This is a genomic window from Mycolicibacterium bacteremicum (assembly GCF_002086115.1).
GTDB lineage: Bacteria > Actinomycetota > Actinomycetes > Mycobacteriales > Mycobacteriaceae > Mycobacterium > Mycobacterium bacteremicum.
The window spans coordinates 256186-269709 of sequence record NZ_MVHJ01000005.1 but is presented as its reverse complement, the minus strand read 5'-3'; the positions used below and the strand labels follow the sequence as shown (position 1 = coordinate 269709).

The following is a 13524-nucleotide window of genomic DNA, read 5'->3' as shown; positions in this document are numbered from 1 at the left end:
AGGCTTTTGTGACGGTCACTGTGTCTGGTGTGGTGGCGGATGTTACTTCCCGTCGGGATTCCCGTGTGTGGCGTGTGTGGTCGCCTGTGTATCGGGAGGGTCCGAATGGGGAGATCATCACTGTCACGGAACAACCCGTCAAAGTGACCGGCGGGATTCTTACTGCGGAGTTGGAGCCGGGTGTTGCGGTCATCCAAAACCCCGACGGGGAACGCTGGACCGTCACCGTCCCCGACGAAGATGCAAGCTTGTGGGAAGTGATTGCCGCAGCAGTCGCCTTCCCCCCACAAACATCACAACAAGCCGTCGCATCAGCCATCACCGCGTTCCTCGACAACAACCCCATCGAGTCAGTCACCACCAACAACATCTCCGACGCCGGAGCAGTCGGCAAAACCGCCGTACAAGCCCAAACACAAAGCCAACTCCGCGCCGCAGCAGGAGCACCAGGCCTCACCGCCGCTAAAAACGTCTACACCGGCCAGCAGGAAATCAACGGCGGATTCACGAACTCGTTCAAGACCGCACTGTGGATCGCCCCGCCCACCGAACTGAACCCCACGAATCTCACTCAAGGGTTGTATGTTCAACACCGCATTGAGGGCGACCTCGGCGCCAAGGTCCACGACGGCGCCGCGTCAGAGCTTCGGTTCCGAAACGTCAGCAACCCGGGGACCGGCAGCGCCGCACATGAATGCAGCCTCGTCGTCACAGGCGGAGTCAATGACATCGGCTACACCGCAGCTGTCCTCGCCAACTTCCACACTGCCGGAACCCCGACAGGAAACTCCAGCCGTGTATCGATGTTTCACGCGCAGCAAATCCCACCCTTGGCGGCGGGCTTCACCATCGACGCAGCTATCAGTTTGAAGCTGGAACAGCAGATCGTCGGCACGGAAAACTGGACTATCTACGCCCCGGACGGCAACAACGTCCTCGGCCCGCTGTGGGCGAAGAACTCGACAACCCCCGCCGTCACTGCCCGCGCCCACTCAGGTATGGCAGCCGGTACCGATGTCGTTCTAATTCAGAACGCCGCCGGGACTGGGCTGATCCGGTTCACGAACTCCGGGACCGGTGGCATCGGCTCACCCATCGGTAACACCGGGTGGTGGGTGAACAACAACATCTCCAGCGACACAGTTGTCCCGGTGAGGTTGCGGGCACACACCTCGCAGACGGCGAACATGTTCGAGGTTCAGGAGTCTGGCGGTACCGCGCACGTCGCGTTGTCTGCGGCGACAGCTTCCCTGCGCTCCCACTTGAACCTTGGGTCCACGGGTTCAGCGGCTAGCGAGGTGCGGCTGTACAACACGGCCGATCAAACAACAAACTACGAGCGCGCTCGTTTCTACTGGAGCGGCAACACATTCAACATTGCGACTGAGGGCGCGGGGACCGGTAGTGCGCGCGCGCTGATCTTCAACGGCGCGAACTCCACACTGACCCTTGGCAGCAACGGCATTGCGCTGGCACGTGGAAGTACGAGTGTCGCGACGATCGTGGGATCATCAGCCACACTCACAGCGAGCAGCGCCAGCCAGTCGATGATGGCGGTGACCCCTACCGTCAACCAGAGCGGCACGGCCAGCTACGTGGCGTTGCTTGTGAATGCCACGGAAACGTCGACCGGCTCCGGATCTAAGACACTGATCGATGCTCAGGTCGGCAGTGCGTCGAAGTTCAAGGCCGACAACGCCGGTCGTGTCACGTTGAACAACGGCCCGCAGATCATCCCCGGTACCGGCACACCTGAAGGGGCGGTGACGGCGCCTGTGGGGTCGTTGTTTTTGCGGTCGGATGGTGGTGCGGGAACGTCGCATTACGTCAAGGAATCGGGTTCGGGTAACACGGGTTGGGTGGCGAAGTGAGGCGTTTGCGTGTGTTGCGGGTGGTTGTGCAGCCAGTGCTGGTGTGGGACGACGGCGACGAGTTAACGCCGGGTCCGCAGGTGGATGCTGTGTCGTTGCCGTTGTCACAGTTGGCGGGGTTTGTGGACGGCCTGCCCGGTGAGGTCACCAAGCTCGAAGCGTCGTTGCCTAAGCAGGACTGATGCACTATCTGCTGCTTGAGGGTTGTGTGGTGGGTTGTGACCGGCGCTTTCAGGGCTGTGCGCTGCTGACGTTGGAGTTCCCGGAGCATGTGCGCCCCCACCTGACCATCACCTACCGCCCCTAACCCAGTCTTCCAAGCCGCCCTGGCCTCCCCCCGACCCAGGGCGGCTTGGTCATGCCCGAAAGGAACCACCATGGGATTCCTCCAAACAATCGGTGACGCCATCGCCGACCACCTCAAACCACTCGTCATCGAGAAAGCCAACGAACTCATCACCGTCGTGGGCGACCGGATCCAAGCCGAGATCGAACGCCGCTTCCCCATCGTCATCGAAGCCGTCGTCGTCGCGATCACCAAAACGATGGGCGACCTGACCGTCAACGGCGTCGACAAAGTCACCGACATGATCCCCGGACAACTGGACGACCAAATCGTCGACCCGCTCGTCCGCAACATCCGCGACGAAATCAACCGCCGCTTCGGAATCAAACTCTAGGGCAGGTGCTTCCACGTTGTGCGCCGCAGAACGAAGCGGATCGCATCGTGAGTCACGCCGTACTTGACTGCCAACTCGTTGACATGTGATGGACCCAGCCGGCGAATCTCCGCCACGGCATCCTCGTTGAGTACCGCCCTCGGGTTCCGGACACCATAGGTTTGGCGCCACTTCGACACCATGTCGTCGACGTTGTCCCGGTTGGTCCCGACTGTGAGGTGCAGGGGATTGACACACTTCGGGTTGTCACAGGCATGCATTACTTGCAGCCCTGTCGGCACGGGCTGCCCGTTGTGGAGTTCCCATGACACCCGGTGGGCGTCGTACTGCTTGCCGTTGATGGTGAACTTTCCATAGCCGCGTCCGTCGCGCTTTCGGCCCCCCAAAGCGCCCTGCCACGGCCAGCACTCATCGTCGGACAGTCCGTCGGGGATCCGCCGAGACAGACGTTCCGCGAGGGACGCGGTGCTTGGAACGTGTGTATTAAGCGGTCGCTCAATATCAGGATGCCCGAGCTTCTTCCAACGCTCGTAGTGGCCCCAGCAGTAACCGCGAGCGTTGTGCTTGCGCTCGCAGCCATCGACTGAGCATTCCTTCATGCCCTGATTCTACAGGGCAAATGGGACCGACATTGAGAGGACGTGCCGTGCCCACGAAAGACGACTACGCCCGCGAGATCATTCGAGCCGGACGTGACCTGGGGATCACGGACCGCGGCATCGTCATCGCCTTTGCCACCGTGTCAGTCGAATGCGACTGGATCATGTACGCCAACGCCAAAGTCCCCGAATCACTGAAGCTTCCACACGAACGTGTCGGATCAGACGGCAAGTCAGTCGGGCTCTTCCAGCAGCAAGTGGTGTGGGGTAACAACGCGTGGTGGTGGGGAGACGCTGCCACCTGCATGGACCCCTACAAGTCGGCCCGCCTGTTCTTCGAACGCCTGAAGAAGCGCGACTACAACAACGGTGATCCCGGCGCCCACGCACAAGCCATCCAAGGCAGCGCATTCCCCGACCGGTACGGGCAACGCATGGCCCAAGCCCAGGCGTACTTCAACCAGCTCACGAATCAGGAGAACCCTATGGCTGTTTCCGGCGACCCCATCTGGCTGGAAGACGTTCTCCGCGACGCCATCGGCGACCTTCTCATCGTCGAGCCGGGATGGAAGGAACGCGGAGCTGGCGGATTCATGGGCGTCATCTGGGGCTCCATGTGGCACCACACCGGCAACGTCAACGAAACCGTCGCAACCATCCGAGACGGCGTTCAACAGCCCTCGGGATGGCTTCCCGGGCCACTCTCGCAAGGCTTGATCAAGCCCGACGGAACCTGCCACCTCATTGCCGTCGGCCCGTGCAACCATGCCGGCGCGGGCAATTGGAAAGACCTCACTGACGGAAACCGGCAATCCATCGGATTTGAGTGCGCCTACAGCGGTTCGGGTCCGTGGCCACAGAAGCAGATCATCACAATGCGCAACATCGCTGCGGCGATTTCGAAGCACATCGGGAAGCGCGCCGATGACTCCGTGTGTGGTCACAAGGAGTACGCGAAGCCGCAGGGCCGCAAGGTTGATCCCGGCAACATGGATATGAACTGGTTCCGCGCCGAGGTCCAGAAGGACATCGACGGGTTCGTGTTCCCCGGCGAAACCCCGGGCGCGCCGGAGCCCCCGAAGGTGAAGCGGTTCCCGGATGACTGGACCGAGCGCGAACTGATGATCGAGGTGTTGCGCCAGCTCCGCGGTCCCGCCCTGAACGGTTGGCCGCAGTTGGGCGGAAAGTCTGTAGTGGATTACCTCGGCAAGGGCAACGGCTGATGGCGTGGAAGCCGCCGAGTGAGATCGGTGACCGCGACCCCTCCATCATCGACGCCAAACGAAAGCTGCGCGCCTACTCGTACGGGCAGGGTTTAGGCGAAACGGACGAATACACGGTCGCTTTCGGTACCGCGCTGCTGCTGTTCAAGAACAAGCGCAATGAGCAGATCGCGCGCGGTCAGGTCCGCAACATGCCCGGGATGGCGTTGACGACTGCTCTGGATTGGGCGGTCAAGAAGAACTTGAAGATTCCGCCGTATGACAAGCCGGAGGTTCCGAAGGCCCGCCCGGTGGTGTTCACGGTGCAGGGCCATATGGGTGGGATGTTCGACGGCCCTGCCTACTTCACCGCCCGGGATTTGGAGTTGCGGGGGTTGGTGGATGTGCAGCCCGTTTGGTACGACAACACGAAGAAGCCGTTCAACAACCGACACGGCGTCTCCCAACTCGACGCGTTGGTCAACAATCCGTTGGAGTTGCCGCCGAACACCCCCTTCGCAGTGCTGGCCCACTCACAAGGCTCGATCGTGTTCTGTGATTGGTGGGAGCAGATCTGCCAACCGAACCTGGGCCGGTGGCCGTACAACCAGTTCAAGGGCGGCATCAACTTCGGCAACCCGCGCCGGCCTCGGGGTGTGGTGGCGTCGTGGATCTCTGATAAGCCGAAACCCGAGAGTGAGGGGTTGGATCCGGATTGCTTGGATGGCCCGATCCCCGGCGTCGAAGAGGTGTCCCGAGACGGCGACCTCTACACCAACAAAATTCCGGGCACTGGTGCTGCCGAGTGGACCCAAGCCGTCTACCTCGCTGTAGCCCGGGGGCGGGTGTTCGGCAACGACACCCTGGCCGAGGAGATCGGCGAACTCGCCATGCGCTTCGGTAACCCCGTCGAAATCCTGTCCATGTTCCAGGCCATCGTCATCGGCGTCCGCGGCGTAGCCCAACTCCGGGAGCATGGAGATTTCGACCTGCGTCCGTGCGTGGACCACACGGCGCGCATTCTTGGCGTCTAGGGGCGCTTGACGTACCGCTCTAGCGCCCGCCGGACCACATCTGATACCGATTCGCCCTTCTCCTCAGCCTTGGCCTGGGCGGCTGCGTACAGCTCATCTGGGATGCGGAAGGACCGCAGTGGCGTGCGGGGCTGGTTGGGCACACGCGGAAGTGTGCCACGGCCAGGCTGAGGTGTCATAACAACCGTCAGCGGAGCTCGAAGTCCGGCAGGATCGACTGAGGCTTGAAGTTGACCTCGTAGAAGTCGGTGCTGACGTTGGCGCCTTGGACCTGCTCTACGAAGTACGAGACGTTATCGCTGAGGCCAAGGAAGTGCTTCCGCATTCCGTCTTGGGTCTTGCATGTGACGTCCAGCTTCTTCTGGCCGGTGTCCGGGGCGATGGAGCAATACCCCTGAATTTCCAGCAGGTACTTGTCGGTGATGCCGTTGAAGAAAACGATCCTGCGGGGGATCTCGAAATTGTCGGCCTGCTTGGACAGGTTCTCGGATGCAACATCGGCGTCCGATGAGCATCCCGCAACGCCAAGGGCGATGGCGGCAAGGCTGGCGGCGATCATAGCTTTCTTCACGGTGTCTCCCTGTAAGTCGAGGTGTATATGCACCAACCGTAGCAGGTGTCATAACACCGCGCTAGTATGGTGTTATGACACCCAAAGGTGAAGAGTGGCGTCCGGTAGTTGGTTTCGAGGGGCTCTATGAAGTATCCAGCTTTGGCCGCGTTCGATCGCTGGACCGCCTAGTCCCGAACGGCGCGTCCCGCCGCCTCAAGCGGCTAACGGGACGCATGATGCGTCAACACAAAGTGCCGCCTACTAATTACTTGTCTGTCCAGATGTCAAAGGAAAACTTCCGCGAGCGGCGGCGGGTGCACGTGATGGTGCTGGAGTCGTTCGTTGGACCCCGACCGGCCCCCGAGTTCGACGCCTGTCACAACAACGGCGACCCGCTTGATAACAGCGTCGGCAATTTGCGGTGGGATACCAAAGTTGCCAACGCTCAGGACTCCCTTCGCGCCGGCACGAATCGCAACGCGAGCAAGACGAGTTGCAAGCGCGGCCACGCGTTTACGCCTGCGAATACCTACATCCTCCCAAAGCGTGGCGCCCGTGTGTGCCGCACATGCGTACGACTGTCCCGGGGCGTTAAGCAGCCCCGCATATAGAAAGGCACTGCTATGAACTCTGAGTTGTACGCCTACGTGAAGTACGCGTGGAAGTCGATCCTGGCGTTCCTGTCGCTGCTGGCCACCAACGTCGCCACCCTCTGGGTTGTGAACGGTCAACCGCTACCGCAAAACGGTGGTGAGTGGCTGACTTTCGGGGTAACCACTATCGGTGGTACCTGGTTGGTGTTCCAGAAGAAGAACGGACCTAAGCCCGATAGTTCAGGCGAGTGACGGGGTTTGGTAGTCCCGAGTTTTGGAGCGGTGTCAGCGGTCCTGGCATCGCCACTATCGGCGCGGTCATTCTGATCGTGGCGTTGTCTCGGGGCTGGTTGGTGATCGGTAAACAGTATGACGCGCAGGTGGCGCGTGCCGATAAGGCTGAGGACACCAATCAGATGCTCACTGAGGCTTTGACGAAGAAGAACGCCACCGATGAGCTTGCTACCACGATTCTGCGGACGGTGCGAAATGAATTGGCTACCAAGGATCATTCATGAAGTGGCCGTGGGGCAAGCGGGCGGAGGTGCTTGAGCAGCTCGCGGAGACGGAGAAGCGTCAGAAGGTGGCGGAGGCGTTGGCGGAGCATTCCGTGAAGGTCACTCAGGCGTTGCGTCGGGAGATTGAGAAGAACGGGTTTACGGAGCTGTTGCAGCAGGCGATGGGGGGGCGTTGATGCACCGCGTCTACGGTGTCGGTGCGGCGATCATCGTTGTCACGTTTTTGGCTGATGTGTGGCTGGTGGTGGATTATTGGCGGGCTGCGGCGTGGTCGTTGACGTTGGGGGCTTTGTTCATCACCGTGTTCACCGTCCTGTATGGGTTTCGGTCGTCGTGGTGGTCGAACCGTATCGGGAAGATCTTCTTCGCCAAGAGCATCCTGTTGACGGTGACCATGTGGCAGATCGTCGCGACCACGTGGGTGGGGCAGGATTATCCGTACCGCAATCAGATCCGGTTCATTATCTATGCGGTGTTCGCGTTGGCGTATGTGACGATGGATATTGCGTTGTGGCGTGAGCAGCAGCGGGACCGTGAAGGGCGGGTGCGGGATGAACCTACCCGGCACCTCGGGTTGCCGCCGTTGTGAGGGACCCGATTGTTCGGGGGATGCTGCTGCTCGGGGTGATGGTTGTGGCGGCTGGCTTGGGTCTGTGGTGGTACCTGGCCTGCTGACGGTGGCGGGCGCGGCGATACTCGCATACGCACTAACACGGTGAACCGCCAGTAGGATCAAATCTCGGGTTGGGTTAGCGACTCCTAGAAAGAGCAGTAGGAACACAAAGTCGCACGTGCCGCCCCCGTGAGAGCTTCGGGCTCTGAACGGGGGCGGCTTTTCGTTGTTGGTTCGTGTCTTCGCAACGGATTCCTACTGACGCATACGACAATAGGAGCGTGAAGCTACGCACCGGGGACAGGGCCATTTTGGTCGGCGTAGCAGCCATCGCGGCTTATGAAAAATGGGTGCGGGATGATGACGACCTGATTTCCCGCCGGGTCGCGGCCTACAGGCGCACCCCGGTGGGGCGGCTGCTGGCGGATGCGGTCATCCTCGCCACTGCCGTCCACCTCACCGAAGCCTGCGCCCCGGAGTGGGATGTCTACCACCACGCCATGGCACGACTACGCCGAACAGTCACCCCCGAGGCCTAGAATCAACGGCATGGAGCAGTGGTTGCCTGGCTATCTGTGGGATCGCTGCGTCATCATGCCGCTGCGGTGCTCTCAGTGCTGCCGCTACCTGCCGTCAGACGAAGCCGTGGAAGACCTACTCAAGGATGTAGCGGTCTTGTGTGACGACTGCGAGTGGATGCAGGCTAAGACCCGCTAGCGCCGTCTCCGGTACAGCCACACCGCCAGCCCGACAACCGCCAAAATCCCTATCGGCCCGATGGGTCTGCGTTTCTTCATCCGCTCTGTGTACCCCGCCCCGTGGAAGCCATACCCGGCTTTCGCGGGGCGGCTTTGTCGTTGGCGGGGTTTACCCTGAGCCCATGCCTGCCCGTGACACCGCCACCGTGCATGACCTGACCCTGTTGGTGCGTACTCCGCATGACCTTCGGGGGTACCGGGTGTTCACCCAGCAGCAGCGCCAGGAGGCGGAACGGTACGCGCAGGCTCAGGGTGTCACCGTCGAAGAACTACCCTGATGCCCAACCCTGAGCCCGGTGAGCTGTACCTGACACCACGCGGGCAGTGGGCTCAAGCAGCCCCCAGCACCTGTGGGCGGGGGCATTGGTTAGGTCCCGGACGTGTCCTCGTCGGCACCGTCCCTTGCGACTGCGGTGTCAGGCACTCCACCTGGTGGTGCCGGGAACCCGACTGCGGGGACACCGTGTACGGCCCACCCCTCACCGCTGGTTGCCGGATCCGCACCGGACCCGACGAACGCTGAAACGCGCAGCTAGGCGGTATAATGAGGGCATGGGCCAGTCCCCAACATCCCCGTACTTCGACTCGATATGCACCTGTCGTTGCGGTAGTTGCCTCAAGCGCGACCACTTGAATTGCATCAACCCGTCCCACATTGCGGCGTTCAAAGCGTCAGTCGTGTGGGAGGACGACCTACGCCGAACGCAGGCCTGAGCCGAAATCAGGCGGATCTGGTGGTCGGTCGTCCACGTCTAAAGCCACCGCCAACTCCCGCAACACTAGTTTCACCCACCGTGTCTCATCCCTCACACACACAAAGACGCAGCCGGCAGGCATTCGGTTCCACCCAATTTCAAGATCCGCCGATGTACTCCGGGCAATACGCCTCCACCGTCGCATTCAGAAACACCCGAGACTGCTCCGGCGTCCACGCCTGCCGCTGCCCGATCTGACGGACAGCGCTTGAGAAGCTGGTTCCCGGGTTCTGCTTGAACGCCAGGCACGACGAGATCGCCAACAGCCGCGCGTCCTCGTACGGGATCGGAAGCGACTCCACACCCGCCTCGAACACGGCGTCCGGGTTGGCAGGCTTAGTCGGTGTCGTGATCGGCACACGAGAAATCCGGGGTATGTCATCGGAAGTGCCGGAATCCATCCGTGTCGTCGTCCCGCACCCTGTCGCGAATACTGCTACCAACACCCCGGCCGCTACCCGTCTCCCCATACGGGGAATCATATTGCCGACAGCGTCAAGATCGTTCTGATTCGTGCTGTCGCGGACAGCACGGGTTCGCATTTCCGCAGGAGTCGGGGAATCTTGGGTGATTCCGGCTGAGGTGTTCAATCGCAGGTCAGGACCCGTTTCGCCTTGATAGCCTGGGGTTCGAATCCCCTTAGCTCCACGTATTGAGAGGGTCCCGGGCTTTTCGCCCGGGGCCCTTTCTCGTTGCGTCGAGTGTGAAGGCTCTGCGGTCAAACGCGGCAGAACCCGTCGAGGATTCACATTCGGCGCCGATTCGACCTGTGCTGAGCGAATGCACAGCATTCCGGGGACGCCGCGTCGATCCTGCGGTAATTTCCGCTCATGCCCCTGGAGCTGGCCTCGTTCTTCCGGACGACCCTGCCGCTCGACCTCACCGGACTCGATGCCCTCGACGACGGGCGCTATCACTCCCTGTGGCTGCCCGACCACCTGGTGAGCTTCTGGCCGGACTCGATCTGGACCCCCGAATTCACCGACCTCGCGCAGGTCTCGCCGTCGCCGCATCGCTACCTGGACACCGTCGCGCTGGCCGGTGCCGTCGCGGCCCGCACCACCGGCACCCGCATCGCCACCAGCGTGCTCGACACCGTCCGCCGCCACCCGGTGATGCTCGCGCAGTCGGCGCTGACGCTGAGCCATATCTCCCAGGGCCGGTTCATCCTCGGACTCGGCGCCGGCGAACGGGAAAACCTGACGCCGTACGGCTTCGACGAGTCCGCCCGGGTCAGCCGGTTCGCCGAGGCGGTGCGGCTGATCAAGCTGCTGTGGGCTGCCGACGGACCGGTCGACGTCGCAGGCCGGTTCTTCACCCTCACGCACGCCCGGCTGGACACCGAGCCGCACACCAGCGGGCCGCCGCCGATCTGGATCGGCGCCAACGGCCCACGGATGTTGGAACTCGTCGGGGAACTCGGCGACGGCTGGTGGCCGACCGGCAGTGCCGGCCCGGACACCTATGCCGCCCAGTTGGCCACCATCCGGGAGGCAGCCGAGCGGGCCGGCCGCGATCCGCAGGCCATCACCGCGGCCAAGATGGTGGTCTGCCTCATCGGCGAACCCGAAGAGCTGACCGAAATCCTGCGCCGCCCGCTGGTGAAATCGCTGGTGCTGCAACTCACTGCCGACGCGCTGGCCGAGGCCGGACACCGCCACCCGATGGGGGAGCGCTGGCGCGGCATCCAGGACATCGATCCGCGCGTGCTCACCCGCGACCGGCTGCTCACACTCTTCGAGCAGGTCGACCCGGCCGCCATCCTGTCGGTCGTGCCGCACGGCACCCCGGAGCAGGTCGCCGAACAGATCGGCGCGTTCGGCGAGGCGGGCGCCCACGTCGTTTCGGTGCTCGACTACAGCGGCATGGCCGGGCGCGCCTTCGCCGCCGACTCCGCACGCAAGGTGCGTGCGGTCGAAGACCTTCTGTTGGCACGCACAGGGAGCACGCCATGACACCTCTGGACGCCGACGTCCTCATCGCCGACGCGCGGGACGCGACCGGCCTCGACGACTTCGGTGATGACACCCTGCCCGCGCGGGTGGCGCAGGTCGTCGACCGCATCAACGACGCCGGACTCGACGGCACCGGGGTGCGGGCCGCCGCGCACACCATCACGGGCCTGCTCACCAGCCGGCTGTCCTTCATGGCCGATCACGCGAATCCGGCGCTGCGCGACGAGCAGATCACCGCCCCGCTGTTCGCCACCGGCGAGCCCCGTTCGGGCACAACGCTGTTGCACGCCCTGCTCGCCGAGGACCGGGACTCGCGGGCGCTGCGGTTCTGGGAGGTGATGTACCCGTCACCGCCACCCGGGCCGGCCGCCGACGACGACCCGCGCCGGGCCCAGGCCGACGACGACTGGCGCGAGATCCTGGACCGCATCCCGCCGTGGATCATCAGCCACCCCTACAACGACCTGCTGGGTGCCGGGCTGCCCGAATGCGAACGCACCTGGGCCTTCGATTTCCGCGCCACCAATCCCAGTGCGTGGTGGCGGGTCCCGATGACGATCCAGAACTTCGCCCAGGACCATCGGGCCCAGTACGCCCTGCACCGCATGATGCTGCAGCACATCCAGCATGCCCGGCCACCGAAACGCTGGGTGCTCAAGGGTTTCCACGGCCGGCGTCTGCAGGCACTATTCGACACCTACCCCGACGCCCGCATCATCTGGGTGCACCGCGACCCGGTGCAGGTGCTCGCCTCGCAGATCGTGGCATTCGGACAGATCAACGAAAGCCTCGCCGGGACCCTGGACTGGACCCGGTACGCCACCGACACCATCGAGGGGTCGCGGGCGAACTTCCACGCCTACCTCAGTGATCCACTCGTCGATGACCCGCGCATCCACCACGTGCGCTACCGCGACTTCGTCACCGACCCGGTCGCCGCCATCGGCGGCTTCTATGACTTCGCCGGACTGAGCTTCCCGGCCGACGCAGAGCAGGCGATGCGCGACTACCTGGTCACCAACCGCGGGGATCGGCACGGCAAGTTCACCTACTCCACCGACGTCCTGCCGATCCCGGTGCAGGCACTGCACGACGAATTCGCCGAGTATCGGGAGAAATTCGGCATCGACATCGAGACGAGGCGCTGATGGCCTTCGGTGACACCGCGGACGACGAGGCGCTGCGCACGGCGTGGCATCAGTTCTGCGACCGGCTCAAGGCCGCCGGGGACCAGGCGTTCAAGGACACCTCACCGGCCAACGCCCTGCAGCGTGCCGACGCGTTCCGCTACCTGACGCAGAATCTGGGTCAGGCATACGATCTCGCGTTGGAAACCAAGAACACCCGCTACCCGGTGGTGCACCCGTTCTGCGGCCCGGCCCGCAAGCTCGGCGGCGACAATGCCGACTTCGTCTATCTACAGGCCTGGATCGACGGCACGTCGGCCTACCGGATAGCCGGTGACCGGGGCACCGCCCGGTTCATCAACTTCACCGTGCAGGGGCCGCGGCCCGACAGGGACGTCTACTACGGCGCCGACCACCCGAACCTGCACGAACCCTTCGGTGACACTCCCGAAGCCAATATCACCGGCGACGACCTGGTCACCGAGCCCGACGGGAGCTTCGTCCTCTACGTCGGTGGCCGACCGCGCGAACAGAATTGGCTGCCGACCACCCCCGGTTCACGCAAGCTGTTCATGCGCCAGGGCTTCGATTCGTGGGCGGAGCGCTCGGCGCAGTTCAGCATCGAGCGCATCGACATGGCCGAACCGCGGCCGGTACCGACACCGCAGGAGGTGATCGCCTCGATGCAGTGGGCCGGTGACTTCCTCACCGGGGCGATGACGGACTGGCCGGATCGCGAACTGCAGATCGGGTCGCTGTTCGGCGAGCCCGAGCCCAATGTCTTCCCCGGCGCCCGCTTCACCGGCACCGCCGAGCAGCGCGATGCCCGCCGCGGCCGACTCATCGTCACCATGCCGTGGGAGCTGAAACCCGATGAGGCCCTGATCTTCGAGTTCGCCGACGCCGGTGAGTTCTGGATGCTGACCAACATGGGGGCGTTCTGGAACAGCATGGACTATCTGTACCGGCCGGTGAGCTACACACCGAGCCGGTCGGCCGTCGACGCCGACGGAAGGGTCCGAATGGTGATGGCGCACAACGACCCCGGCGTGCACAACTGGATCGACACCCAGCAGTTCGGCGCAGGCTACCTCACCATGCGCGTCATCGGCAGCCGGCAATTACCCGCGGTGAGCACCACCGTCGTCGCGCTGAGCGACCTGGACAACGTGCTGCCCGCCGACACCCGACGGGTCACCGCCGCAGAGCGGGCCGAGCAACTACACGCACGCTTCGACGCCATCCGCAACAGATACCGGATCTGAC

Annotated in this window: 20 protein-coding genes; 16 read left to right on the top strand and 4 right to left on the bottom strand. The window is 63.3% G+C overall.

The window, feature by feature from the left end; genetic code table 11:
• Positions 1–8: 8 nt before the first annotated feature.
• The 4 genes from BST17_RS08500 (at position 9) to BST17_RS08490 (ending at position 2551) form a co-directional block, all read left to right on the top strand.
• The gene (locus BST17_RS08500) at positions 9–1871 is read left to right on the top strand and encodes a hypothetical protein (protein WP_133053517.1); all 1863 of its coding nucleotides are present in this window, start codon (positions 9–11) and stop codon (positions 1869–1871) included.
• The gene (locus BST17_RS08495) at positions 1868–2053 is read left to right on the top strand and encodes a hypothetical protein (RefSeq protein ID WP_083057044.1); all 186 of its coding nucleotides are present in this window, start codon (positions 1868–1870) and stop codon (positions 2051–2053) included. The genes BST17_RS08500 and BST17_RS08495 overlap by 4 nt, the downstream gene beginning before the upstream one ends.
• The gene (locus tag BST17_RS29840) at positions 2053–2178 is read left to right on the top strand and encodes a hypothetical protein (protein ID WP_264002167.1); all 126 of its coding nucleotides are present in this window, start codon (positions 2053–2055) and stop codon (positions 2176–2178) included. Before BST17_RS08495 ends, BST17_RS29840 begins: the two co-directional genes overlap by 1 nt.
• 70 nt (positions 2179–2248) lie before the next feature.
• A complete protein-coding gene (locus tag BST17_RS08490; RefSeq protein ID WP_083057042.1) occupies positions 2249–2551 on the top strand; it encodes a hypothetical protein in 303 nt (100 codons plus the stop codon).
• Here the strand turns inward: BST17_RS08490 and BST17_RS08485 are convergent.
• Positions 2548–3150 (bottom strand): HNH endonuclease signature motif containing protein, encoded by a 603-nt coding sequence (locus BST17_RS08485; protein WP_083057040.1) that lies wholly within the window; start codon positions 3148–3150, stop codon positions 2548–2550. The two genes, BST17_RS08490 and BST17_RS08485, sit on opposite strands and share 4 nt — an antisense overlap.
• 47 nt (positions 3151–3197) lie before the next feature.
• Between BST17_RS08485 and BST17_RS29605 the strand changes: the two genes are divergently transcribed.
• Positions 3198–4373, top strand: a complete 1176-nt coding sequence (locus BST17_RS29605; protein ID WP_234807585.1) for a peptidoglycan recognition protein family protein — start codon at positions 3198–3200, stop codon at positions 4371–4373.
• A complete protein-coding gene (locus BST17_RS08475; protein WP_083057038.1) occupies positions 4373–5386 on the top strand; it encodes a hypothetical protein in 1014 nt (337 codons plus the stop codon). Before BST17_RS29605 ends, BST17_RS08475 begins: the two co-directional genes overlap by 1 nt.
• Here BST17_RS08475 and BST17_RS08470 read toward each other — a convergent pair.
• Positions 5383–5529 carry a YlcI/YnfO family protein gene (locus BST17_RS08470; RefSeq protein ID WP_207573592.1) on the bottom strand — a complete coding sequence of 49 codons (147 nt, stop codon included), beginning with the start codon at positions 5527–5529 and terminating at the stop codon, positions 5383–5385. The two genes, BST17_RS08475 and BST17_RS08470, sit on opposite strands and share 4 nt — an antisense overlap.
• Before the next feature lie 44 nt (positions 5530–5573).
• On the bottom strand, positions 5574–5957 hold the full coding sequence (locus tag BST17_RS08465) for a beta-sandwich lipoprotein (RefSeq protein ID WP_083057139.1): 384 nt from the start codon (positions 5955–5957) through the stop codon (positions 5574–5576).
• 74 nt (positions 5958–6031) lie between these two features.
• Here BST17_RS08465 and BST17_RS29955 point away from each other — a divergent pair, with 74 nt between their 5' ends.
• The 7 genes from BST17_RS29955 to BST17_RS29240 all read left to right on the top strand — a co-directional run bounded on the left by BST17_RS29955 (position 6032) and on the right by BST17_RS29240 (position 8699).
• Entirely contained in the window at positions 6032–6550 is a 519-nt protein-coding gene (locus BST17_RS29955; protein WP_083057034.1) for an NUMOD4 domain-containing protein, read from the top strand.
• 12 nt (positions 6551–6562) lie between these two features.
• On the top strand, positions 6563–6784 hold the full coding sequence (locus BST17_RS08455; RefSeq protein WP_083057032.1) for a hypothetical protein: 222 nt from the start codon (positions 6563–6565) through the stop codon (positions 6782–6784).
• Positions 6781–7050: a hypothetical protein gene (locus BST17_RS08450; RefSeq protein ID WP_083057030.1), complete on the top strand. Its 270-nt coding sequence runs from the start codon at positions 6781–6783 to the stop codon at positions 7048–7050. The genes BST17_RS08455 and BST17_RS08450 overlap by 4 nt, the downstream gene beginning before the upstream one ends.
• On the top strand, positions 7047–7226 hold the full coding sequence (locus tag BST17_RS08445; RefSeq protein WP_083057028.1) for a DUF7620 family protein: 180 nt from the start codon (positions 7047–7049) through the stop codon (positions 7224–7226). The genes BST17_RS08450 and BST17_RS08445 overlap by 4 nt, the downstream gene beginning before the upstream one ends.
• On the top strand, positions 7226–7639 hold the full coding sequence (locus BST17_RS08440) for a putative phage holin (RefSeq protein WP_083057026.1): 414 nt from the start codon (positions 7226–7228) through the stop codon (positions 7637–7639). Before BST17_RS08445 ends, BST17_RS08440 begins: the two co-directional genes overlap by 1 nt.
• A gap of 305 nt (positions 7640–7944) precedes the next feature.
• Positions 7945–8202 (top strand): DUF7427 family protein, encoded by a 258-nt coding sequence (locus BST17_RS08435; RefSeq protein WP_083057025.1) that lies wholly within the window; start codon positions 7945–7947, stop codon positions 8200–8202.
• A gap of 341 nt (positions 8203–8543) precedes the next feature.
• Positions 8544–8699: a hypothetical protein gene (locus tag BST17_RS29240; RefSeq protein ID WP_165762237.1), complete on the top strand. Its 156-nt coding sequence runs from the start codon at positions 8544–8546 to the stop codon at positions 8697–8699.
• Between the two features lie 575 nt (positions 8700–9274).
• Here the strand turns inward: BST17_RS29240 and BST17_RS29235 are convergent.
• Complete coding sequence (locus tag BST17_RS29235) at positions 9275–9577, bottom strand: DUF732 domain-containing protein (RefSeq protein WP_165762236.1); 303 nt, start codon at positions 9575–9577, stop codon at positions 9275–9277.
• Between the two features lie 429 nt (positions 9578–10006).
• On the opposite strand from BST17_RS29235, the gene BST17_RS08425 reads away from it, so the two are divergent.
• Genes BST17_RS08425 through BST17_RS08415 form a run of 3 tightly spaced genes read left to right on the top strand, consistent with a single transcriptional unit; the run spans position 10007 to position 13523 of the window.
• Entirely contained in the window at positions 10007–11131 is a 1125-nt protein-coding gene (locus tag BST17_RS08425) for an LLM class flavin-dependent oxidoreductase (RefSeq protein WP_083057021.1), read from the top strand.
• A complete protein-coding gene (locus tag BST17_RS08420) occupies positions 11128–12279 on the top strand; it encodes a sulfotransferase family protein (RefSeq protein WP_083057019.1) in 1152 nt (383 codons plus the stop codon). Before BST17_RS08425 ends, BST17_RS08420 begins: the two co-directional genes overlap by 4 nt.
• Entirely contained in the window at positions 12279–13523 is a 1245-nt protein-coding gene (locus BST17_RS08415) for a DUF1214 domain-containing protein (RefSeq protein ID WP_083057017.1), read from the top strand. Before BST17_RS08420 ends, BST17_RS08415 begins: the two co-directional genes overlap by 1 nt.
• Position 13524: the final 1 nt, after the last annotated feature.

What these genes read in the sequence shown, in the direction of transcription:
- BST17_RS08420 (WP_083057019.1), top strand. Translation starts at nt 11,128, where the DNA reads ATGACACCTCTGGACGCCGACGTCCTCATCGCCGACGCGCGGGACGCG.
- BST17_RS08415 (WP_083057017.1), top strand. Translation starts at nt 12,279, where the DNA reads ATGGCCTTCGGTGACACCGCGGACGACGAGGCGCTGCGCACGGCGTGG.
- BST17_RS29840 (WP_264002167.1), top strand. Translation starts at nt 2,053, where the DNA reads ATGCACTATCTGCTGCTTGAGGGTTGTGTGGTGGGTTGTGACCGGCGC.
- BST17_RS08490 (WP_083057042.1), top strand. Translation starts at nt 2,249, where the DNA reads ATGGGATTCCTCCAAACAATCGGTGACGCCATCGCCGACCACCTCAAA.
- BST17_RS08440 (WP_083057026.1), top strand. Translation starts at nt 7,226, where the DNA reads ATGCACCGCGTCTACGGTGTCGGTGCGGCGATCATCGTTGTCACGTTT.
- BST17_RS29235 (WP_165762236.1), bottom strand. Translation starts at nt 9,577, where the DNA reads ATGGATTCCGGCACTTCCGATGACATACCCCGGATTTCTCGTGTGCCG.
- BST17_RS08485 (WP_083057040.1), bottom strand. Translation starts at nt 3,150, where the DNA reads ATGAAGGAATGCTCAGTCGATGGCTGCGAGCGCAAGCACAACGCTCGC.
- BST17_RS08475 (WP_083057038.1), top strand. Translation starts at nt 4,373, where the DNA reads ATGGCGTGGAAGCCGCCGAGTGAGATCGGTGACCGCGACCCCTCCATC.
- BST17_RS08425 (WP_083057021.1), top strand. Translation starts at nt 10,007, where the DNA reads ATGCCCCTGGAGCTGGCCTCGTTCTTCCGGACGACCCTGCCGCTCGAC.
- BST17_RS08455 (WP_083057032.1), top strand. Translation starts at nt 6,563, where the DNA reads ATGAACTCTGAGTTGTACGCCTACGTGAAGTACGCGTGGAAGTCGATC.
- BST17_RS08445 (WP_083057028.1), top strand. Translation starts at nt 7,047, where the DNA reads ATGAAGTGGCCGTGGGGCAAGCGGGCGGAGGTGCTTGAGCAGCTCGCG.
- BST17_RS29955 (WP_083057034.1), top strand. Translation starts at nt 6,032, where the DNA reads ATGACACCCAAAGGTGAAGAGTGGCGTCCGGTAGTTGGTTTCGAGGGG.
- BST17_RS29240 (WP_165762237.1), top strand. Translation starts at nt 8,544, where the DNA reads ATGCCTGCCCGTGACACCGCCACCGTGCATGACCTGACCCTGTTGGTG.